20 protein-coding genes and 1 tRNA gene are annotated in these 20,368 nt (G+C 58.9%); 10 read left to right on the top strand and 11 right to left on the bottom strand.

Going from position 1 to position 20,368, the window contains the following annotated elements; translation table 11 throughout:
- The first annotated feature begins 97 nt into the window (after positions 1-97).
- Complete coding sequence (dinB, locus tag GRI43_RS00355; RefSeq protein ID WP_338089986.1) at positions 98-1,231, top strand: DNA polymerase IV; 1,134 nt, start codon at positions 98-100, stop codon at positions 1,229-1,231.
- Here dinB and GRI43_RS00350 read toward each other — a convergent pair.
- The 5 genes from GRI43_RS00350 to GRI43_RS00330 all read right to left on the bottom strand — a co-directional run bounded on the left by GRI43_RS00350 (position 1,217) and on the right by GRI43_RS00330 (position 4,869).
- Complete coding sequence (locus GRI43_RS00350) at positions 1,217-1,693, bottom strand: NUDIX domain-containing protein (protein ID WP_160729148.1); 477 nt, start codon at positions 1,691-1,693, stop codon at positions 1,217-1,219. The two genes, dinB and GRI43_RS00350, sit on opposite strands and share 15 nt — an antisense overlap.
- Positions 1,681-2,301, bottom strand: coding sequence for a 6-phosphogluconolactonase (locus GRI43_RS00345; RefSeq protein WP_160729147.1), 621 nt, complete (start codon positions 2,299-2,301; stop codon positions 1,681-1,683). The genes GRI43_RS00350 and GRI43_RS00345 overlap by 13 nt, the downstream gene beginning before the upstream one ends.
- Positions 2,302-2,373: 72 nt before the next feature.
- The gene (locus tag GRI43_RS00340; RefSeq protein ID WP_160729146.1) at positions 2,374-2,835 is read right to left on the bottom strand and encodes a Dps family protein; all 462 of its coding nucleotides are present in this window, start codon (positions 2,833-2,835) and stop codon (positions 2,374-2,376) included.
- Between the two features lie 99 nt (positions 2,836-2,934).
- Positions 2,935-3,498, bottom strand: a complete 564-nt coding sequence (locus GRI43_RS00335) for a hypothetical protein (RefSeq protein ID WP_160729145.1) — start codon at positions 3,496-3,498, stop codon at positions 2,935-2,937.
- A gap of 24 nt (positions 3,499-3,522) precedes the next feature.
- Positions 3,523-4,869, bottom strand: a complete 1,347-nt coding sequence (locus GRI43_RS00330; RefSeq protein WP_160729144.1) for an alkaline phosphatase PhoX — start codon at positions 4,867-4,869, stop codon at positions 3,523-3,525.
- 94 nt (positions 4,870-4,963) lie between these two features.
- On the opposite strand from GRI43_RS00330, the gene GRI43_RS00325 reads away from it, so the two are divergent.
- Positions 4,964-5,758, top strand: a complete 795-nt coding sequence (locus tag GRI43_RS00325) for an SDR family oxidoreductase (RefSeq protein WP_160729143.1) — start codon at positions 4,964-4,966, stop codon at positions 5,756-5,758.
- Positions 5,759-5,771: 13 nt separating this feature from the next.
- Positions 5,772-6,833 carry an NAD(P)-dependent alcohol dehydrogenase gene (locus tag GRI43_RS00320; protein WP_160729142.1) on the top strand — a complete coding sequence of 354 codons (1,062 nt, stop codon included), beginning with the start codon at positions 5,772-5,774 and terminating at the stop codon, positions 6,831-6,833.
- A 16-nt stretch (positions 6,834-6,849) separates the two neighbouring features.
- On the opposite strand, the gene GRI43_RS00315 is transcribed toward GRI43_RS00320, so the two are convergent.
- The 5 genes from GRI43_RS00315 to GRI43_RS00295 form a co-directional block, all read right to left on the bottom strand.
- Positions 6,850-7,098 (bottom strand): DUF6356 family protein, encoded by a 249-nt coding sequence (locus GRI43_RS00315; RefSeq protein WP_160729141.1) that lies wholly within the window; start codon positions 7,096-7,098, stop codon positions 6,850-6,852.
- A 13-nt stretch (positions 7,099-7,111) separates the two neighbouring features.
- A complete protein-coding gene (locus GRI43_RS00310) occupies positions 7,112-8,185 on the bottom strand; it encodes a YeiH family protein (RefSeq protein WP_235903550.1) in 1,074 nt (357 codons plus the stop codon).
- Positions 8,186-8,543: 358 nt separating this feature from the next.
- On the bottom strand, positions 8,544-9,422 hold the full coding sequence (locus GRI43_RS00305; RefSeq protein ID WP_160729140.1) for an ROK family protein: 879 nt from the start codon (positions 9,420-9,422) through the stop codon (positions 8,544-8,546).
- A gap of 2 nt (positions 9,423-9,424) precedes the next feature.
- Complete coding sequence (locus GRI43_RS00300; RefSeq protein WP_160729139.1) at positions 9,425-10,561, bottom strand: glycoside hydrolase family 68 protein; 1,137 nt, start codon at positions 10,559-10,561, stop codon at positions 9,425-9,427.
- Positions 10,562-10,722: 161 nt separating this feature from the next.
- The gene (locus GRI43_RS00295) at positions 10,723-13,176 is read right to left on the bottom strand and encodes a TonB-dependent receptor domain-containing protein (protein WP_160729138.1); all 2,454 of its coding nucleotides are present in this window, start codon (positions 13,174-13,176) and stop codon (positions 10,723-10,725) included.
- A 171-nt stretch (positions 13,177-13,347) separates the two neighbouring features.
- On the opposite strand from GRI43_RS00295, the gene GRI43_RS00290 reads away from it, so the two are divergent.
- The gene (locus GRI43_RS00290; RefSeq protein ID WP_160729137.1) at positions 13,348-14,682 is read left to right on the top strand and encodes an MFS transporter; all 1,335 of its coding nucleotides are present in this window, start codon (positions 13,348-13,350) and stop codon (positions 14,680-14,682) included.
- 9 nt (positions 14,683-14,691) lie between these two features.
- Positions 14,692-15,729, top strand: a complete 1,038-nt coding sequence (locus GRI43_RS00285; RefSeq protein WP_160729136.1) for a LacI family DNA-binding transcriptional regulator — start codon at positions 14,692-14,694, stop codon at positions 15,727-15,729.
- A gap of 156 nt (positions 15,730-15,885) precedes the next feature.
- On the opposite strand, the gene GRI43_RS00280 is transcribed toward GRI43_RS00285, so the two are convergent.
- Positions 15,886-15,959, bottom strand: a tRNA-Gly gene (locus tag GRI43_RS00280).
- A gap of 106 nt (positions 15,960-16,065) precedes the next feature.
- On the opposite strand from GRI43_RS00280, the gene GRI43_RS00275 reads away from it, so the two are divergent.
- The 5 genes from GRI43_RS00275 to GRI43_RS00260 all read left to right on the top strand — a co-directional run bounded on the left by GRI43_RS00275 (position 16,066) and on the right by GRI43_RS00260 (position 20,273).
- Positions 16,066-17,280, top strand: coding sequence for a DUF819 family protein (locus GRI43_RS00275; RefSeq protein ID WP_160729135.1), 1,215 nt, complete (start codon positions 16,066-16,068; stop codon positions 17,278-17,280).
- 107 nt (positions 17,281-17,387) lie between these two features.
- Complete coding sequence (locus GRI43_RS00270; RefSeq protein ID WP_160729134.1) at positions 17,388-18,884, top strand: CoA-acylating methylmalonate-semialdehyde dehydrogenase; 1,497 nt, start codon at positions 17,388-17,390, stop codon at positions 18,882-18,884.
- 5 nt (positions 18,885-18,889) lie between these two features.
- Positions 18,890-19,360: a hypothetical protein gene (locus GRI43_RS13820; RefSeq protein ID WP_202391558.1), complete on the top strand. Its 471-nt coding sequence runs from the start codon at positions 18,890-18,892 to the stop codon at positions 19,358-19,360.
- The gene (locus GRI43_RS00265) at positions 19,360-19,761 is read left to right on the top strand and encodes a RidA family protein (protein WP_160729133.1); all 402 of its coding nucleotides are present in this window, start codon (positions 19,360-19,362) and stop codon (positions 19,759-19,761) included. The genes GRI43_RS13820 and GRI43_RS00265 overlap by 1 nt, the downstream gene beginning before the upstream one ends.
- A gap of 131 nt (positions 19,762-19,892) precedes the next feature.
- Entirely contained in the window at positions 19,893-20,273 is a 381-nt protein-coding gene (locus GRI43_RS00260; protein ID WP_160729132.1) for a hypothetical protein, read from the top strand.
- Positions 20,274-20,368 lie beyond the last annotated feature (95 nt).

The raw sequence follows: 20,368 nt of genomic DNA, 5'->3' as shown, positions 1-20,368 counted from the left end.
CTGGCCGTGCGAAAGGCCAGCACGTTTTACCTTGCAACTTAAATCAGCAGGGCCGCAGGCGGTTCCCCGCAAACCCGAACGCGCCTATTCCTACAGTGTGACGAACGAGAATCGACAGGATGCAGGCTCTGACAGCGGCGGCGATGAAGCCAGCGGCCTGCGCAAGATCATCCATGTCGACATGGATGCGTTTTTCGCCAGCGTAGAGCAGCGCGACAATCCCGACCTGCGGGGAAAACCGGTGGCCGTCGGGGGCAGCGGAGGCCGCGGCGTGGTAGCCGCGGCAAGTTATGAAGCGCGGAAGTTCGGGGTCCGTTCCGCCATGCCGTCTGTCACTGCAAAGCGGCTGTGTCCCGACCTCATATTCGTGAAAAGCCGGTTTGACGCCTACCGCGAGGCATCGGGCAAAATCCGCGAGATATTCCTCTATTTCACTCCCCATGTTGAACCGCTCAGTCTGGACGAGGCATATCTCGACGTGACCGACGACATTCGCGGGATCGGCAGCGCGACCCGGATCGCCGAACTGATCCGCACGCGAATCCACGAACAAACTGGGCTGACTGCCAGCGCGGGGGTCAGCTACAACAAATTCATCGCCAAGTTGGCCAGCGACCAGAACAAGCCCGACGGCCTGTGCGTGATCAAGCCGGGTCATGGCGCGCAGTTCGTGGCAACTTTGCCTGTTCGCAGGTTTCACGGCGTTGGTCCGAAAGGTGCCGAGAAAATGGCCCGTCTCGGCATCGAAACAGGCGCAGACCTTGCGGCGAAGGACATTGAATTCATGCGGGCCAATTTCGGCAGTTTCGCCGATTATCTCTACCGCGCCGCGCGGGGGATTGACCTGCGCCCGGTCCGTGCAAACCGGATTCGGAAATCCGTGGGCGGGGAACGGACCTTCAGCGACGACATCTCCAGCGGTTCTGCCTTGCGGGAGACAATGGACAATATTGTCGACATCGTGTGGGAGCGGATTGAGCGATCCGAAGCTAAAGGGCGAACCGTCACCCTGAAAATGAAATACACCGATTTCCAGATCGTCTCGCGTGCGCGCTCGCTGACTGGTAATGTTCAGGACAAAGCGGAATTCGCCCGTATCGGGCACGAATTGCTGGAGGAGATGCTGCCCCTGCCGATGCCGATCCGCCTCATGGGGCTGACACTATCCAATCTGGAGCGCGAAGGGCAGGATGAGCGCAAGCCAGATACGGCGCAGCTATCCCTGCTTTGAATGTTCCGCCCACAAGGCCAGCCTGCGCCGCGTGGTCTTGGTCAGCGGTTCGGGCAGTGAATGCATCGGGAAAAACCGCGCATCGATAACTTCACGCATGTCGGCCCGGGGCATTCCCGAAACCTTGGCTGCAAAAACATGCACGGTGTTTTCAGCGCCGAACAGCACGTCTTCCTGAATGCCGATCAGTTTGAGCGAGTGAGCATCGCAGCCCGTTTCTTCCTGCAGTTCCCGTCGCGCGGCAACATCCGGCTGTTCGTTTTTACCAACCCCGCCTGTGGGCACGTTCCAGCCGCCTGAACCATAGCTAAGCCGGATCAGCAGCAACTGCCCCTGCAGATCGGTGGCAATCACTGCCACGCCTTGCAAGGCCGGTTTCGTCAGCCGCCACCACGCCGTTCTGCCCCGGTCAGCCGCACGGTAAAGCAACCGGTGCATGGCCGGTGGTATCAGGCGAAGCATTGTACGTCCTGACCGGCAGCCGATAGCAAACGGGCAATCGGCAGATCATGTTCGCCGTCGGCAGCCGCATCAAACACGGCGCGCTTGTCTTCGCCGCGGATGACAAACACCAGCGCATCGCTGTTTAGCAGCGCCGGAATGGTCAGTGTGATCCGGTCAAACGGCGCCTCCGGAGGGAGTGGATCGGGGGTCAAGGTTCGCACAGGCTGCGGATCGTCTGCCTTCGGATCCGTATTCGGGAATAGGGACGCGATATGCCCATCGGCCCCCATGCCAAGCCACGCCAGAGCGAAACGCGGCGGCTGTGCATCGGGGGAAAGCGGGACGATCCGTGCGCCGACAGGTTCAAGTAGGCTGCGGATCTTGCCGGTGTTGCTGGCCGCGTGATCTTCCGGAACAATCCGGTCATCGCCAGGCCACACATCAATCCGCGACCAATCGATTGCGCTGTCTTTTAACCGCTCGAATATCGGAAACGGGGTCGATCCGCCGGGAACCGTGATCGCAATGCGCCCATCGCTATCCCGCAGTTCTGCAAGCAGTTTTTGTTCCAGCCACGCGGCGATCGCGTGGTCATCAGCATTTTCGACAAGGGTCACATTGGCCATGTGGCGCACCATAACAAAAAGCCCGCCGGGGCATAATGCTCCGACGGGCTTTTCGGGGGGAAAGACAATTCCTTATTTCAAAGTCTGGCTGAGGAACCACACGCGCTCTTCTGCCATGTCGGTCCAGTCATCCAGCAGACCGTCGGTCGCATTGTCGCCTGCCTGTTCGGCCAGCGGCTTCATCTCTTTGAGGCGCTTGACCATCGCAGCATTGTCGTCGCGGAGCTCTTCGACCATTTTCTCGGCCGAGAGGCTGGTGTCGTCCTGATCCTTGACCTGCGTGTTTTTCGATACCGAGGCGATGCCGGTCAGCGTATTCTCGCCTAGCTTGCGGACCCGTTCGCCGATCACATCGATCTGGTCACGAATTTCGATGGCATGCTCGTCGAACATCAGGTGCAGATCGCGAAAACGCGGTCCAGCCACGTGCCAGTGAAAATTCTTGGTCTTCAGATACAGTGCAAAGTGGTCTGCCAGCAGGCCGTTAAGTTCGCCGACCAGTGCCATTTTCGAGTTGTCGCCAGTGTTGGCCATTTCATAGTCCCCTTCGGATCAAGTGCATATGCAAGATCAACGGGCGGAACGCGCTTGGGTTTCCCAGTTTGTCCCTTTTAGACTAATCGGATATCTCGATTACCAAATAAGACCACGTGCGGAAAGTGCGATCACAGCTGCCGCGATGCCAACCACGATCGCCAGCACGGTACGGATCGTTCTGAGCGGCAAGACAGCCTCCAGATCACCGCGCAGAACCCAGCCGAGAGCGACCGCTGCGATTCCCCCGATTGCCCCGCCTGCACCGGCAAACCACGACAGGCCCGCCCCCGCAGCAAACGCAAAAATGAGGAAGCGCGAGGCATCGCCGAATTGGCGTGCAAGCAGCACAATGCCGATTGCGCCGAGAGAGCGGGTTGGCTCCACCGGTTTCCTTACGCGGTTCGGCCACGCCAGTTCGGCGCTGGCCATAATCAGGGCAAAGGCGGCCAGCATCGTTTTGGCAGGCCCGGGCAACATCGCGCCGATATGCGCGCCCGCCGCTGTCATCAATGCGGCGGTGCCGGCAGCAATCAGGCAACCAAGTACCAACAGCGCATAATTGCGCCCAAGTACGCCCGAAAGGCGCGCAATCAGGACCTGGTCACGGCTGCCGAGCGAAGTCAGGAAAACCGCAACCAGCGAGAACAGGAAAGCCGACACCGGCGATCAGCCCCGCGCTGCGGCTCAACCGAACCAGGGACCGGTGATCGCCAGTGTGGCGGTCGGGCTGTAACTGTTCACGAACAGCACCTTACCATCAGGAGAGAAGCACGCACCAGCCGGTTCGCTCTGCACCCGCAGCAACGCCAGCGGATAAGCCTGGCCATCTGGCGTGATGCCGCGAAGGTGGTTGTTTACCACATCTGTATACTGGTCTTCGCAGACGATCAGGTGTCCATTGCCCTGTACGGTCAAATTGTCGCCGTAGTTGAACTGATCGGGCGATGTGCTTTCGAAAAACAGCGCCAGCCCATCGGCGCGCTTGCCGCGTCCGGGTACCAGCTTGAATATCTGGCCCAGTTTCGCCGCGCCGCCATTGGTACAGGCGAAGTAAAGCTCGCCCTCGCCCATATGGATGCCTTCCCCTCTTGCGAACAGCAACCCACCCTGCGACGCGCCGCGTTTGCGCAGGTCATCTTCGGGGGCTTCAACATTGTCGAGGTCGATCCAGCGCACTTCGTGCATGTCGCCGGTGCTGACTGTCTCGCCGGACCAGTTACGGCTGTCGGTGATGTTGTTGGTCAGTGCCAGTGCCTGAAGCTTGCCGCCCTGCTCAAGCTTGCCGCGCACGTTGGGAATGAAACGGTAAAGCAGGCTGTCCTGCCGGTCTTCGGTCATGTAAACAATGCCGGTTTCCGGATCGACACAGGCAGCCTCGTGGTTGAAACGGCCCATCGCCTTCAGTGGTTCGGGATTGACCAATGTGCCAGCATTGGCAGGCACTTCGAACACCCAACCATGGTCTTTCTGGTTCTTTTCCGTGACACCGAAGACAGCTTCCTCGCAGGTCAGCCAGCTGCCCCACGGGGTCACCCCGCCAGCGCAATTGCGCACCGTTCCGGCGAGCGAGCGATATTCCTGTTCGATCTCCAGCGTTTTCGCATCGAGCACGATGGTGGTCGTACCACCGGGCATAACCTTGCCTTCGATCCGGTCATAACCCATCGGAATATCGCCGCCCGGATCGTTGTCGGGCATCAATTCGTGGTTGCGCACCAGTGCCAGCTTGCCATTGCCGAGATCGAAACAGCCCATCCCGTCAGCGCGGTCGGGCACGGTCAGTCCGTCTGCCATGCGATCGCCGAGTTTGGAGATGATCCGGTAAGAAAAGCCGGCCGGCAGATCGAGCAGTCCCGCCGGGTCAGAAACGAGCGGGCCATAACCCGCGAAAGCCTCGCCGCCGGATACCGCGTTGCGCGCTGCTGGCCCCGCAGTGCACCCGCTGGCGAGCAAGGCGGCAAAGGCGGTGCCGGTCGCGCCCAAGAATTGGCGGCGGCTGGGGGCAGCGAATGGTGCGGCGGTATTGGTCATCGAGTCTCTCCCGGAATCTGAATCGCAATTGCGATAGCACCATGAATCCCCCATGACAGGTGCAAAGATAAGAACATCGAGGGAGAGTGATGCAATGAAACTCGAAAGCGGAATGGCCGCAGTGGTCACCGGCGGGGCATCGGGCCTTGGCCATGCAAGCGCAAAAGCGCTCGCCGCGCAGGGCCTGAAAGTCGCAATATTCGACATCAATGACGAGGACGGGGAAAAATACGCTGCGGAAATCGGCGGGACTTTCCACCATGTCGATATCATGGACGAACAATCGGTTGTCGATGGTTTCGCTGCAGCACGGGCCGCCAATGGCCAGGAACGCGTCACCGTGCACTGCGCCATGGCCAGCAAGCGCGGGAAGACGCTGGGCTGGGACAAGGAGAAAGGCGGATACAAGCGTCTGCCAACCGAAGAATATGAATTCGGCGCGCAGGGCATACTTATTGCCAGCTACCGTGTCGCTTCGCTTTCTGCCCTCGGCATGGCCAATTCAGAGGCCGTGAACGAAGATGGCGAGCGTGGATCGATCACGCTGACAGCCTCCGTCGCCGCGCAAGACGGGCAGATCGGTCAGGTAATTTACGGCTCCTGCAAAGCCGGTGTGAACGGGCTTGTGCTGCCGATGGCGCGTGACCTGATGGATATGGGAATTCGCGTAAACTCGGTCATGCCCGGGATCTTTGCCACACCGCTGATGCTGGGCATGAAGGATCGCAACCCGCAAATGTGGGATCAACTGAATGCCAGCGTCCCGTTTCCGAAACGGCTCGGTCATCCAGAGGAATTTGCCAGCCTGATCGTGCAAATCGCCAGCAACAGCTACATTAATGGCCATCAGTTCCGTCTCGACGGGGCGATCCGGATGCCGCCGCGTTAAAGGACCCTATGCAATGACCCAGGCTACCAACGAATATCCCGTTACCGGATATGCTGCGACATCGCCCGATAGCGGCATGGCACCTTTCGATTTTACTCGGCGCGGGCTGCGTGATGACGACGTGCTGATCGACATTACGCATTGCGGCATCTGCCATTCAGACCTGCACACTGCCCGCAATGACTGGGGCCGCACAACCTATCCCATCGTGCCGGGCCATGAAATTACCGGCACGGTTGCCGCAGTTGGCGAGGCAGTTACCCGCCATCAGGTTGGCGACCGCGTGGCCATCGGCTGCATGGTCGATAGCTGCAAGCAGTGCGATCATTGCAAGCAAGGCCTCGAACAATATTGCAAGAACGGCATGGTCGGCACCTATGGCGGGACCGACCGGCATGATGGCAGCAAAACGCAAGGCGGCTATTCCAACCGAATCGTTTGCCGCGACGAATTCGTCCTGAAAGTTCCAGCCGCGCTGGACATGGCCGATGCCGCACCCCTGCTGTGCGCAGGGATCACCACATACTCACCGCTCAGGAACTGGAAAGTCGGGCCGGGCAGCAAGGTTGCTGTCGCCGGGCTTGGCGGGCTTGGCCATATGGGCGTGAAATTCGCCGCAGCGATGGGTGCCGAGGTGACCGTTCTCAGCCGCACCGAAAGCAAACGCGAAGACGCCGCAGCACTGGGCGCTCACGACTTCCTGATCACGACCGATAAAGACGCGATGAAGGCGAAGTCAGGCTATTTCGACATGGTCCTCAACACCATCCCCGTGCGCCACAATGTCGCGCCGTATCTGCACCTGCTGAAAGTCGACGGGGCGCAGGTGCTGGTGGGGATGATCGACATGATGCCCGAACTTCACACCGGCCTGCTGCTGGGCCGCAAGATCCTGACCGGAAGCGGAATCGGCGGGATCGAGGAAACGCAGGAAATGCTCGATTTCTGTGCCGAGAAAGGCATCACTCCGGAAATCGAGATGATCCGGATGGATGAAGTCAACGAAGCTTACGACCGGATGGAAGAAAGCGACGTGAAATACCGCTTCGTCATCGACATGGAGACCCTGGGCTGAGCCGACCGCGCTTTCGCTAGATACACCAGTCCATTTGCTGCCCGTCGCTGGTTTCCTGAACCATCTTCTTCCTGTTCAGGACCATACGGTCATACAGTTTGCGCACCAGATTGCTGCCTGTCTTTTCGAACAGGAACGGGAAGAAGCCGTGCAGCACACATGCCAGACCGGCAGTGATCATCGGCAAACCGAAGCTGGTCGCAGCAACGAAGTGCTCGCCATAGCTTTCGCCGACTGAACGCGGATGGTCTGTGAAGATATTCATGTGCACTCCGGCATTAAAGGAATTGAACCGTCAGCAGGGACAGGCCAAACGCGGTCAGCGTCGTAATAATGACCGGCCCAAAACTGCGCAAGCCATGCGAGAGCATGCCCGACAGATCCGACTTGATGGCCGCTGCGATTACGGCGAACAGCAACAGGGTGCTTGCGGTTCTAGACCCGAAATCTACCACCGGCTGCGGGATTGGCATCAGGCTGTTCACCGCAACCAGCGCAATGAAGCCAAGAATGAACCATGGCAGCCCCTGTTTGATACTGAACTTGCGCCCTCCAGCCTCTTCGCCGCCGGGCGAGAAGCGCTGCAGCGCCAATGATACCAGCACCAGGATCGGCACCAGCAAGGCCACGCGCGATAGTTTGACCACGGTCGCCACTTCGCCCGCCTGTTCCGAAAACGCGAACCCGCCGGCCAGCGCCTGGGCGACGTCGTGGATCGACGCCCCGGTCAGGAAACCCGCCTGCGTGTCGTTCAGCGACAGCATCGCTGCGAGAGCCGGATAGAATGTCAGGGCAAATGCACTCGCCAGCGTCGTGCCAAGCAGGACAATCGTAAACCGCTCCTGGCTAATGCGCCGCTCTCCGATGATGCTCCACAGTGCAAGCGCGGCGGAGGCCCCGCAAATTGCCGTCGCCCCGCCCGCAAGCAGTCCGAACAGCAGATCCAGCTTGAGAAGTTTTGCAGCAATCACCCCCGCGGCGATTACCGCTGCCATGATGCCCACGAGTGACAGGAACGGGACAATGCCAAGTGCGGCAATTTCGGCAAAGCTGATCCGCATCCCGATCAGAACGATGCCGATCCGCAGCAAGGTCTGCGACGACAGATCCAGCCCCGGTGCCAGCCTGCGGTCCGCATTGGTGAAATTGAGAGCAAAACCGATCAACAGCCCCATCAGGACCGATGGCGCGCCATATTGATCACTCAGCCAAAGCGAAGCGAGTGCAGCCACGCCGACCAGCGCAAGACCGGGGATGTAGCCAAGCAGGCTGGGCCGCTGCGTGTGCTCGGCCAGCTGCATCTCTCCGTAGAGATCAGCCATCCAGAAAGCTTCACGCCGGTCCTGTGTCAATGAAGCCTCCCTGTATCTGTTGCCGCCACCGCAAGCCCGGAAAGTGGGCTGGAACGGTGGAGGGAGACCAATAGGTCAAGTAAACAACTGAACTTACTTTGTTTTTTAAAACCCGAGAAACGAAAAAGCCGCCATCCGCCCTCCACTTACCCGCGCTTCTGTGAAAAAAACACGGGGTTGTGAGGGACGTTTGCGCCCGCTGCAGCGCGACCTGACTAGCTTGCTAGCTGTCGCTTGTCACCGGTGCCACTGGGAACTCGTATGTGTATGTTGCGCGGCGATTGGGCGCGGCGACTTGTCAATTTGCGCCCCGATGGCGGTCAACGAATAAGGGGCAGCATCAGCCCAAAAGCTGACCTCATACCGATGGCGCGAGCAGCATCGCCCCGGTAATACCCGCCTGGTCACCCAAGCCCGGCGCAACGATCTTGTGTTTAGCTTGCCCAGGAAAATACGCTGCGCTCAGTTCCGCTGCTCTTTTCCTAACGCGGTCGAGCAAACGAGGCGTCTTCATGACGCCACCCCCCATGACGATGGCTTCCGCCGCAGTCATAGCAATCAGCGAATGGGCAATCTGAGCCAAATAGTCAGCAATGATCTCATGCGCGATGTGATCAGACGGCAGCTCGGATAGCGACGCTCCCCAACGCGCCTTGATAGCCGGACCACTAGCCAACCCTTCGAGGCAATCGCGGTGATGAGGGCATGTCCCTTCGAAATTCATATCGTGCGAGTGACGGCGCGGGTAAATGTGCCCCATCTCCGGATGCGCGGCCCCATGAACCGGCTTGCCGCCCAGTATCAGGCCTCCGCCAATACCGGTGCCCACCGTGATGTAGGCAAGTGACGAGGCATCCCGGCCGGCACCATGCTGATGTTCGGCAAGTGCCGCGCCGTTTACGTCAGTGTCGAAGCCAATCGGCACTCCAAATCGCTCGGCAAAAAATCCGGCGATATCGCAATTCGCCCAGCCTGGTTTGGGCGTGTTGGTGATGTGTCCCCAGCGTGGCGATGATCGGTCCAGTTCGACAGGTCCGAAACTGGCAATGCCGATCGCGTCTATTTGGCCATGACTTTCAAGCCATGCCGCTGCCTGCCCCAGCGTATTTGCGGGAGAGTCGGTGGGAATTTCGTGCCGCGCTATGATCTCGGTCGGTGAATGACCGACAGCAAGCACGAACTTGGTTCCGCCAGCCTCGATACCGCCGATCAGGCCCGTTTTTCCCGCAAGGTCCATTCTCAGCCGACCACTCGCGACGTCGCGCCATCAAGTTCGAGCTGCACGAATGGAGCGAAGGTTCCACCAAAGCGCGCCCTGCGCGTTTCTGCTTCCGGCAGAGTGTCGTCTTCTGGTCCCCAATAGTCGACGAAGCTGGTCACGCTTAGATCGGGCAAGACCCACCAGCTATATGCCTGTGTCGGCCGTTCGATCGGATTGCCGATCACCAGTCCGTGTCCGTTCAAAAAGGTCCACGGGCCATCGATCGATTCGGCGACTGCTCCGTAAAGTCCTGTTGGGGCGACGATGCCCGGCGCGAACACACCACGCTGGGTGGACCAGAACAGATATATCCGCCCCCCATGCTCAACGATATGAGGCCGTTCGAGCTCGTTACTTACGCCGGATGCGGTGATCAGCGGAGGGAGCAAGCTGTAACCATCGCCCTCGGCAATCGCTGCGCCAATGACACCGTCATGCAGACTGGGCTGCGTGCCCGATGAGCCGGTAAACAGGACATAATCCTGACCCTCGCGGCTACGATAATGCGAGGGATCGCGAAACGCCTTGATCTTGCCCGGTTCACCTTCGTTCTCGTTGGCGGGGCGATAGAAATGTCCATCGGCCTGAACGAATTCCACCGGCTCTGACCATGCGCCAAACTCACCGTCTGCAGGCATCGGCGCGCGCGTCAGAAACAGGCGCTGGTGATAGGAAAGTGTCGCATCGCCCTTGTGCCCTGTGGCGGTAAAGAACAGCGTGACTTCCCCGTTTTCGAGCCGAGCCGAGCCGGACCATTGGCGCGCGGCGGGCGAAATTTCTTCCGGCAACGTCAGGCCGATATGTTTGAATTGATCGCCAAGCCGGTGAAAATGATGGATCCGAGCGAGATGATGACGTTGTTCAGGGTCTGCGGCTCTCTCCACCGTCAACGCAAACCACAACTCGCCGCCGCACCAGGCCACGGGATTTCCGTGAGGATCGGCAAGAGGCCAAGCGTCCCAGACATCAAGTGATGGCGACATCGGCTTGGCAGCGGCGGCATCAATGATCGCTGCCTGATCGAACTTGGCTTCCGCGAGACCCGCGAGAACATCAGGTGTCCAGCACGTTGCCGAGGGTTTGAGATCCGCAAGTTTACCATCGATAGCAGTCATAGGTCCCATCGTCGTTTTGCAAAAGCGTGCCAACTTGTCGAAAGACCCGCAGCCCGCCTTGTCGCCTTGCCAAAGTAGAGAAGCAGCGATTGATTACTACTTGAGTGTCTTTGGCCGATCGAAACAGTTTTGTCCCGACCGGCCGCCAACTCTCTTTTGCTTCAGAAGTCGAAGCGGATCGATGCTGCGATCGTGCGCCCAGCAATCGAGCGTGCGCGGACAAGGTTGTTGCCCGGGATCGCCCCTTCTTCTGCTTCTGTATAGCCAGACTGATTGAACAGGTTGGTTGCATTCAGCGCCAACTCGACACGGTCAATTGGGCGAATGGCCAGGAAGGCATTGACCTGGCTATAGCCCGGCAGTTCCAGCTGGTTGTTATCCTGCGTGAAGCTGTCGGTAGTGCCGATGATGTTGGCGCCTGCTTTGAAGAAGCCGTCATCATACTGTGCAGTTGCCTGATAGACGAAGTCCGCCTGACGACGCGGCGTGTTGCCGATCACGCCAGCGTTGAGCGAGCGGACGATTTCGGAATCGGTCCATGTTACACCTGCAGAAAGCGAGAACGGACCAACCGAATAGGCGCCTTCAAGCTCAATGCCTAAGGCCTCGTAGTCGGTGTCGGTCAGCAGCAGCGGAGCGATTTCGACGTTCGTTTCGCTCGTCTCGGCATAAAAGCCAGTGGCGTAGAGCGACAGGCCGTTCGCCTGATACTTCAAGCCCAATTCAAGCTGGTTGACGTCAGCGATCACGCCATTGTCTCCGCCCGGCAGACCGCCATCGACAGTGCTAACAGCTGGCGAGAGCAAGCTGCGGTCAGCGGTGTGGCGACCGCCCTGACTGTAACGCGCAAAGACGCCCAGATCATCAGTCACAAGGTAGTTCGCGCCGATCGACCATGAGAAATAGTCGAAGTCATAATTGACCGGAGCAGGGCTACCCAGTGGCAGAACGCTGGTTAGCGATTCCGGGGTGCTGATGGTGCCGTCATTGTCGAAATCGAAGCTGGTAACCGGCCCGTCACCGGTGACCGTGCCGCTGGCATCGCCATAATCGTATCGGATGCTGGCATCCAATGTCAGACGGTCGAATTCGAGTGCGAGCGAGGCAAACGGTGCATAGGTGCTGTAAGCCACGTCGTAATTACGACGGCAGCAATTGCCGAAGAAGTTCGCACCAAAGCCAACCACACCATTCTGGGTTACCGTGTTTCCGCCTGCATCAACGATGTCGACAAGCACGGCCTGTCCGTCACCCTGAACTGTCTGGACATGCGAGGTCCAAAGCCAGTCAGTGTCAACGTCCTGGCGCGACAGATAGAAGCCCGAGGTGAAGGTTGCCGAACCGCCGCCAAAGTCGAAATCCTTGCTGATGCGGAAATCGTTGGTGATGTTGTCGAGGCTGTTCAACCGGACATTGAAGTTCACGATGTTGGTCAGCAGGCCGTTTCCGCCAATGGTGGATGCGGTTGCCACGTCGCCGGAGTTCGGTCCGGTGGCAAGGACGATGCTTGAACCAGCACCGCCGATACCATCCGCGATTTCCTGAGCAGCACCTACGCTTGCCGGGAACGGCGAAACGAAGCTTCCCGAATTGTTGGCGTAACGGAAACGATTGGTCAGCGTCCAGCCAGAGCCAACATCAATCTCTGCTTCCACGCCAAATGCCTGCGATTTAACCGAGAGACCGTCACGGAAATTGTAGGTGGTCGGATTGTTGCCGCCATCAAGTGTCGTGATGGTGGTAATGAACGGGCTGTAAAGCGAGTCCGTGCGAGCGTCGAAACCGGCGATAGATGTATAGCTGGGATCAGAATTGGTCCCGCCAACGAACACTGGCTGCGGCAGAATGGTCGGCGTCGTATCGTTCAAATACTTGGCATGAAAACGAACATAGCCGCCGTCGAATTCTTTCGTGAGGTTCGCTTTGACCTGACCGCCGTCATAGCCGTTATAGCCGATGTCGCGCGGACCTTCGCCAGTGCGGTAGAAACCGCCGACGTGGAAATAGAGGTCATCGCCAAGGCTGCTACCGTAATCGAAATCGACCCGGTAGGTCTCGAAATCGACGCCAATTGTTCCCTGGATCGCGCCCCCTTCTTGCGCGCCAGTTTTAGAGATGAAGTTGACCACACCGCCCGGGGCATTGGATGCGAAAGTCGATGCCGAACCACCGCGAACCGCTTCGACGCGCGCGACGTTGCGGTCAGCGCGCAGGAAATTGTCGGCGTTGCCGAAGATAATGTCACCAAACTCGAGGACGGGCAGACCGTCTTCCTGGAGCTGGAGGTAGCGTGCACCGCCGGTTGAAACCGGGATACCGCGCACGGCGATGTTTGCATTGCCTTCACCCCCCGATGCTTCGGCACGAATGCCGGGGATCTGACGGATAAGGTCAGCCGATGACGGCGGAGCAAGATCGGCGATCTGCTCCGCGCTTACGGCGCTGACCGAGACCGAGCTTTCAAGCCGGTTTTGGCCGCGGGCGACAGCGGTAACGATAATTTCTCCGCCATCATTGGCAGCCTCATCCGAGGCGGCATCCTGAGCCTGCGCAAAAACCGGGGTCGAAAAGGCGCCCAGCGCGACGCCGAAAGCCAAAGCGTGACAAAACTTCATGTCGATCTCTCCTTAATCCCTCGCACTATATTGCGCGATTCGCAGTAAGGCATAACTCCATTGCAAACGATTGCAACAGCGAAATTGCAAACGATTGCAATCGTGCGCAAACTATGTCACGAAAATGCAACAAGGCCGAGAAGATAACGGCACGTGAGAGGATGTTGAACCATGCAAACCGCGGTAAAACCACGGCTTTCTTTGCTGCGAATCATTGAAATGAATATTGGCTTTTTTGGCCTGCAGTTCAGTTTCGGCCTGCAGCAGGCCAATATGGGGCCAATCTACGGCTTCCTCGGTGCTGACGAGGCGACGATGCCGCTTTTGTGGCTTGCCGGCCCAATGACCGGTCTCATCATCCAGCCAATTGTTGGCGCAATGAGCGACCGCACCAACACCCGCTTCGGGCGCCGCACACCCTATTTCCTGATCGGCGCAATCATCTGCACGATCAGCCTTTTCCTTATGCCATATTCATCCACGCTCTGGATGGCGGCATCACTCCTGTGGATTCTCGATGCTGGCAACAACATCACTATGGAGCCATATCGCGCCTATGTCGCAGACCGCCTCGTGCCGGGCCAACGGTCAGTCGGGTTCCTGACGCAGAGCGCGTTTACCGGGCTCGCGCAAACCCTGTCCTATCTCGCTCCAACTTTGCTGACCGCTTTCATTGCGCAGGACGTACTCGACGACAATGGCATCCCGGTAATCGTCCGCATCGCGTTCATCATTGGTGCAATCCTATCGATCTCTACCATCGCCTGGTCGGTATGGCGGGTTCCCGAACTGCCGATGACCGATGATGAGAAGGCCGCTCTGGAAAAGAAGCCTTTGACCGTGAAGGACACGTTCGCAGAGATCGTGGATGCGATCCGCGAAATGCCAAAACCGATGCGCCAGCTCGCGCTTGCGATGCTTTGCCAGTGGTACGCGATGTTCGCATACTGGCAGTACATTACCTTCGCAGTCGGCCGCTCACTTTACGACACTTCCGATCCCTCCACCGCCGCGTTCCGCGAAGCCACGCTGACGACACAGCAGGCGGGCGCGCTCTACAACTTCATCGCTTTTCTCGGGGCCTTGTTGCTCATACCAATCGTGGCGCGACTTGGCGCAAGATTGGTGCATGCAGTTTGCTTGTCGGCCTCGGGCACGGCCATGCTGCTCATCCCCGGTGTCGAGACCCCGATGGCGTTGTTCGTTCTGATGCTCGGCATTGGTATCGGATGGGCCGGGATGATGGGCAATACTTACGTGATGCTGGCAGATTCAATCCCGGCTAACCGCAACGGCATTTACATGGGCATCTTCAATATGTTCATCGTGATCCCGATGCTTTTCCAAACGCTGACGATGCCGCTGATCTACAATCCGGTGCTAGGCGGAGATCCGCGTAATGTATTGATGCTTGGCGGTGCGCTCATGTTTGTGGGTGCCATTGCAACTCTTTTTGTCGATGCTGGGCACAGAGTGCCGCGTGAACAAAAGATTGTGGCAGGCTAAGGGGCGACAATGGCCGATTCAGACACTCAACCTTCCGTAGACAAGCCAAACCGCGTCCGCACCATCACGGACCTGGCAAAGATTGCCGGTGTCTCGCCCGGAACCGTCTCCCGAGCGCTTTCCGGAAACAGTCTGGTCAACACCAAGACGCGCGAAAAGATTGAAGCCATCGCGCGCGAGCACGGATTTCGGCCGAACCAGATGGCGAGCAAGCTGCGCAGGCAAAAAACAGGGGTAATCGGGGTCGCCATTCCACTGGGGCATGACGTTAGACAGCAAATCTCTGACACCTTCTTCATGACGTTGCTCGGTCATTTGGCAGACGAGCTGACCGAGAGGGGTTTTGACATCATGTTGAGGCGGGTGATCCCTGCACAGGACGAGGATTGGCTCGACCGGTTCATCGGTTCAGGAATGATCGATGGCGTCATCGTGGTCGGCCAGTCCGACCAGTTTGACCGGATCGAAGACGTTGCGGATGGCTATCTGCCGATGGTGGTTTGGGGCAACCATCAGGAGGGCCAGCGGCATTGCGTTGTCGGTACCAACAACCGTTTGGGCGGAAAGCTCGCGGCGGAAAAGCTTATTGCAGCCGGAGCCAGGCGTCTCGCATTTCTGGGAGATACACAGCCAATCGAATTTGCCGCCCGTTTTGCAGGCGCAAAGGAAGTCGCCGAAAAGATGGGCGTGTCTATTCGCGCGCTTCCCACACACTTGTCACGGGATCAAACCAGCGAGGAAATCGCAGAGCATTTGAGCAATATCGAAGGCGAGATCGACGGCATCTTTGCGGCAACAGACACGATCGCTGTCACGTGCCTGAAGGAGCTCAGGGACCGCAACATCAACGTGCCGGCTCAACTCAAGATCGTGGGTTTCGACGATCTGCCAATCTCAAGCCAGACCGTCCCTCCCCTGACAACTGTCAGGCAGGATATCGCTGCAGGTGCCAAGGGGCTCGCGGACCTTTTGCTTCGGCGTCTCGCTGGAGAAGATACAGAAAGCCTGGTCCTGCCTCCGCACTTGATTGTGCGTGACAGCGCCTAGAAGGTCTCCTGAGCCAAAAGGATGAGCCCTGACGAGCCGCCAAATTTGGGAAATTTGGCGAGACTGTGCGGGCAAATGCAGGACAACCGAACACCAGAAACCCTATGGTTTCCAAAGGTTCGAAAGCGTTTCCGGGATGTTTTGGGAAGGCGCCGCTGGAGCGGGTGAAGGGAATCGAACCCTCGTCGTCAGCTTGGGAAGCTGCTGCTCTACCATTGAGCTACACCCGCAAGGTCCATTCGCGGCGATTGCACCGGCTCGTTTATCCGTCAACATGGTTTTTCCGCACTGGCCCCGCTACAGGCGTATCAACGACCTGATAGGAGAGCGATTTCAATGATTACGGACGACCGGGTGATCCTCGGCCTGCTGGCGGCAGTGCTTGCCTTTGTGTTTTTCACGCGCGACCGTGAGGGTTGGCAGAAATTCTACACCTTCGTGCCGATCATCCTGGTCTGTTATCTCGTTCCGTCGCTGATGGTGACCTTCGGCCTGATCAATGTCGATGACAGCAATCTGTGGCCAATTGCGAAGGATTATTTCCTGCCCGCCGCGTTGTTCCTGATGACACTTAGCATCGATATGCGGGGTATCCTCGGGCTGGGTCCCAAGGCGCTAATCATGTTCTTCACCGCCACCATCGGCATCGTGATCGGGGGACCGATTGCGCTGTGGATCGTCGCTCAGTTCGATCCTGCTATCGTCGGCAGCGGAGCAGATGCGGCATGGCGCGGGCTTGCCACCCTGGCGGGTAGCTGGATCGGCGGGGGCGCCAACCAGACCGCGATGCTGGAAGTTTATGGCTACAATATCGAGAATTACTCCGCGCTGATCGCCGTCGACATTATCGTCGCCAATATCTGGATGGCGTTCCTGCTTTACGGTGCCGGTGACAGTAAGCGGGTCGACGGTTGGCTCAAGGCGGACAGTTCGTCGATCGATGCGCTGCGCGACAAGATGGCCAGTTACACCGCTTCGGTCGAACGCGTGGCCAGCGCAAATGACTACGTGCTGCTGTTCGGCGCGACTTTTGCTGTGGTCGGGCTGTGCCATCTGGGCGGATCGGCACTGGGCAGCTTTTTCGCCGGATTGTGGGGAGAGGATGCGACACTCGCGAGCAGCTTCTTCTGGGTGGTGGTGATTTCCACAACGCTCGGGCTGGCGGCCAGCTTTACCAAAGCGCGCAACCTCGAAGGGGTCGGGGCAAGCAAATTCGGCACCGTGTTCATCTTCCTGCTGGTGGCGGTAATTGGCACCAAGATGAACATTCTGAAAATCGCCGATGCGCCTTCATTCATGGTCATCGGACTGATCTGGATGCTGATCCACACGATCCTGCTGCTGACAGTCGCCCGGATCATCCGCGCGCCGTTCTTCTTTGTCGCTGTAGGCAGCAAGGCGAATGTCGGCGGGGCAGCATCCGCCCCCGTGGTTGCAGCGGCATTCCATCCCGCCCTGGCACCGGTCGGGGTGCTGCTGGCGGTGCTGGGTTATGCCGTGGGCACATACGGCGCGATCCTGTGCGCAGCGATGATGGCACAGGTCAGCTAGGCGCATCCGCAGATACGCTGAATGCATATCTGCGGGGTCGCATTGGCAGCTTGAACGCGCTATGGAGCGCGCAACAATAATTCAAAAGACTTTGCAGGAGATGCGCGATGCGTCAGGTTGATCACTTCATTGCAGGCGGAGCTGGCACCAGCACCGGCCGCACACACAAAATCTGGAACCCGTCGACCGGCGAAGTGCAGGCCGAAGTCGGCTTGGGCGATGCGACGCTTTTGGAAAAGGCGGTTGCAGAAGCGAAGAAAGTGCAGCCTGAATGGGCCGCGACCAATCCGCAGAAACGTGCCCGCGTGATGTTCGAATTCAAACGGCTGGTCGAACTGCACAAACAGGAATTGGCCGAACTGCTCTCCAGCGAACACGGCAAGGTGGTGGATGACGCGCATGGCGACGTGCAGCGCGGGCTTGAAGTCATCGAATTCGCTTGCGGCATCCCCCAGGCGCTGAAGGGTGAATATACCCAGGGCGCAGGCCCGGGCATCGATGTTTATTCGATGCGCCAGCCGCTGGGTATTTGTGCGGGCATCACCCCGTTCAACTTCCCTGCCATGATCCCGATGTGGATGTTCGGCATGGCGATCGCGGTGGGCAACGCATTCATCCTGAAGCCCAGCGAACGCGACCCGAGCGTGCCCGTTCGTCTGGCAGAACTGTTCGTGGAAGCCGGCGCGCCAGAAGGGCTGTTGCAGGTGGTGCACGGCGACAAGGAAATGGTGGATGCGATCCTCGACCACCCGGATATTCCGGCGATCAGCTTCGTCGGATCATCCGACATCGCGCAGTACATCTACCAGCGCGGAGCCGCCAATGCGAAGCGCGTACAAGCATTCGGCGGCGCGAAAAACCACGGTATCGTGATGCCCGATGCGGATCTGGACCAGGTCGTCAACGATCTGGCGGGCGCAGCTTTCGGATCAGCGGGCGAACGCTGCATGGCGCTGCCGGTTGTTGTCCCGGTTGGCGAAGACACCGCAGACCGGCTTCGCGAAAAACTGATTCCGGCGATCAACGCCTTGCGCGTGGGCGTTTCCAACGATCCCGACGCGCATTACGGCCCAGTCGTCACACCGGAACATAAGGCGCGCGTCGAAGGCTGGATCGATACGGCGGAAAAGGAAGGCGCCGAAGTCGTGATCGACGGACGCGGGTTCTCCCTGCAGGGCCACGAGGACGGTTTCTTTGTCGGCCCGACCCTGCTCGACCGGGTCACAACGGACATGGAAAGCTACAAGGAAGAAATCTTCGGGCCGGTGCTGCAGATCGTACGGGCGCGGGACTTTGAAGACGCAGTCCGCCTGCCGAGCGAGCATCAATACGGCAACGGCGTGGCCATCTTCACCCGCAACGGCCACGCGGCCCGCGAGTTTGCCAGCCGCGTGAATGTCGGGATGGTTGGCATCAACGTGCCAATTCCCGTCCCGGTCAGCTACCACAGCTTCGGCGGGTGGAAACGCAGCGGCTTTGGCGACATCGATCAATATGGCATGGAAGGCCTGAAATTCTGGACCAAGGCCAAGAAGGTCACTCAGCGCTGGCCAGACGGCGGCGGCGACGGGTCCAACGCCTTTGTCATTCCAACCATGGGGTAACCATTATGCGCCGACGCCTGATCCCTCTCGCCATGGTCGCACTGCTCGCAGCCTGCGACCGCGGCGGCGAACCGACCGAGCCTGTGACGACGATCGAACCCGATCAGGCAATTCCGGTCGAACCCGATGGCGGGATCGGCGACGGCGCACCCCCGCTTGACGAATTGGCAGGCAATATTCCGGCGCATTTCCAAGGCGTATGGGATTATGTTGGCGGAACCTGCAATCCGGCGTCCGACATGCGAATGGAAATCAAACCTCGGCAGATTCTGTATTACGAATCTCTCGGTCTGGTTGCCGGTGTTGGTTCGGAAGGCAGCGATGCGCTGGTCGATCTGGTGATGGAGGGCGAAGGTGAACAATGGGTGCAGGTCTCCCGCCTGTCACTGTCCGCCGACGGTGAAACGCTGAGCGTGAGCGATGGCACGAAGCCCAAGGTGAAAGACGAATACCCGCGCAAGCGCTGCCCTGCCTGATGCAAAACCGGACGCGCACATCATCGGGTTCTCCGTTCGAGGATCAGTTCGGATTTTGCCGGGCCATCCGCATTCCCGGCCACGGCGCGGATCGCATCATCGTCGCGGGCACCGGCCCTATCGAGGATGACGGCGAAACAACCGAAGGCGGAGCGGCCGAACAGGCGGAACGCTGCTGCGCGCTGATCGTGAAAGCTATCGAAAACCTTGGCGGAACCGCCGCTGATGTCGTGCGCACGCGAATGCTGCTGACCGATATCGATCAACAGGCCGAAGTGGGCGAAGTTCATTCGCACTTCTTTGGTGCCGCTCGCCCAGCCGCCACCATGATGGGTGTGGCCGCCCTGTGCCGCCCCGAATGGCTGGTTGAAATCGAGGCTGAAGCAGTCGTCGAGCACTGAGGCTGAAAAGACGTATTCGTCCAATCAGTGAAGTTTGAGCGCAGCTAGTTCCATCATGCCGACAAGCTGCGTGCCATCAGCACTCAGCCTTGTGGGTAGAGGCCGCGAATGTAGAATTGAGGGGACATATCATGCGCACACTCACACTTTTGGCAACTGGATCGCTTGTAGCCGCGATTGCCAGCAGCGTTTCAGCTGCACCGGATAACAAACCCATCCACGCCGCAACGCAAACGCAGGTGACGGGATGCATCGTGCGCGGCACGCTTGACCAACCATTTCAGGCCGACCAGGAATGCGAGGCAACATACGTCGTAAAACGCAACAAGGACGGGCGACTGATCTATCAGGCCTACCGCGACAAGGGCACTCTGCAACCGGGCCAGGAAATCGATACAGCTTTCGTGAACCGAGAAGAATTCATGATCGGAGACTATGAGTGCAAGCTGGTCGAAACGGCACAACCGAGCGGTAAAACCAGCTCTTTCCGCCACTGCCGTCTGGGCGAATAACCGCATCCCCGGCATCTCGCCGGTAACGACAATACGGTTGTATAAGAATTGGAAAGGGTCGGCGCGGCGATGGCTGGGCTGGCCCTTTTGCTTGC

This window comes from Pontixanthobacter luteolus, assembly GCF_009828095.1.
GTDB lineage: Bacteria > Pseudomonadota > Alphaproteobacteria > Sphingomonadales > Sphingomonadaceae > Pontixanthobacter > Pontixanthobacter luteolus.
This window is presented reverse-complemented; position numbering and strand designations above follow the sequence as displayed.

Excerpts from the sequence above, each read along its gene's own strand:
- GRI43_RS00350 (WP_160729148.1), bottom strand. The coding sequence starts at position 1,693 with ATGCTTCGCCTGATACCACCGGCCATGCACCGGTTGCTTTACCGTGCG.
- GRI43_RS00345 (WP_160729147.1), bottom strand. The coding sequence starts at position 2,301 with ATGGCCAATGTGACCCTTGTCGAAAATGCTGATGACCACGCGATCGCC.
- GRI43_RS00340 (WP_160729146.1), bottom strand. The coding sequence starts at position 2,835 with ATGGCCAACACTGGCGACAACTCGAAAATGGCACTGGTCGGCGAACTT.
- GRI43_RS00330 (WP_160729144.1), bottom strand. The coding sequence starts at position 4,869 with ATGACCAATACCGCCGCACCATTCGCTGCCCCCAGCCGCCGCCAATTC.
- GRI43_RS00325 (WP_160729143.1), top strand. The coding sequence starts at position 4,964 with ATGAAACTCGAAAGCGGAATGGCCGCAGTGGTCACCGGCGGGGCATCG.
- GRI43_RS00320 (WP_160729142.1), top strand. The coding sequence starts at position 5,772 with ATGACCCAGGCTACCAACGAATATCCCGTTACCGGATATGCTGCGACA.
- GRI43_RS00315 (WP_160729141.1), bottom strand. The coding sequence starts at position 7,098 with ATGAATATCTTCACAGACCATCCGCGTTCAGTCGGCGAAAGCTATGGC.
- GRI43_RS00305 (WP_160729140.1), bottom strand. The coding sequence starts at position 9,422 with ATGGACCTTGCGGGAAAAACGGGCCTGATCGGCGGTATCGAGGCTGGC.
- GRI43_RS00300 (WP_160729139.1), bottom strand. The coding sequence starts at position 10,561 with ATGACTGCTATCGATGGTAAACTTGCGGATCTCAAACCCTCGGCAACG.
- GRI43_RS00295 (WP_160729138.1), bottom strand. The coding sequence starts at position 13,176 with ATGAAGTTTTGTCACGCTTTGGCTTTCGGCGTCGCGCTGGGCGCCTTT.
- GRI43_RS00290 (WP_160729137.1), top strand. The coding sequence starts at position 13,348 with ATGCAAACCGCGGTAAAACCACGGCTTTCTTTGCTGCGAATCATTGAA.
- GRI43_RS00285 (WP_160729136.1), top strand. The coding sequence starts at position 14,692 with ATGGCCGATTCAGACACTCAACCTTCCGTAGACAAGCCAAACCGCGTC.
- GRI43_RS00275 (WP_160729135.1), top strand. The coding sequence starts at position 16,066 with ATGATTACGGACGACCGGGTGATCCTCGGCCTGCTGGCGGCAGTGCTT.
- GRI43_RS00270 (WP_160729134.1), top strand. The coding sequence starts at position 17,388 with ATGCGTCAGGTTGATCACTTCATTGCAGGCGGAGCTGGCACCAGCACC.
- GRI43_RS13820 (WP_202391558.1), top strand. The coding sequence starts at position 18,890 with ATGCGCCGACGCCTGATCCCTCTCGCCATGGTCGCACTGCTCGCAGCC.
- GRI43_RS00265 (WP_160729133.1), top strand. The coding sequence starts at position 19,360 with ATGCAAAACCGGACGCGCACATCATCGGGTTCTCCGTTCGAGGATCAG.
- GRI43_RS00260 (WP_160729132.1), top strand. The coding sequence starts at position 19,893 with ATGCGCACACTCACACTTTTGGCAACTGGATCGCTTGTAGCCGCGATT.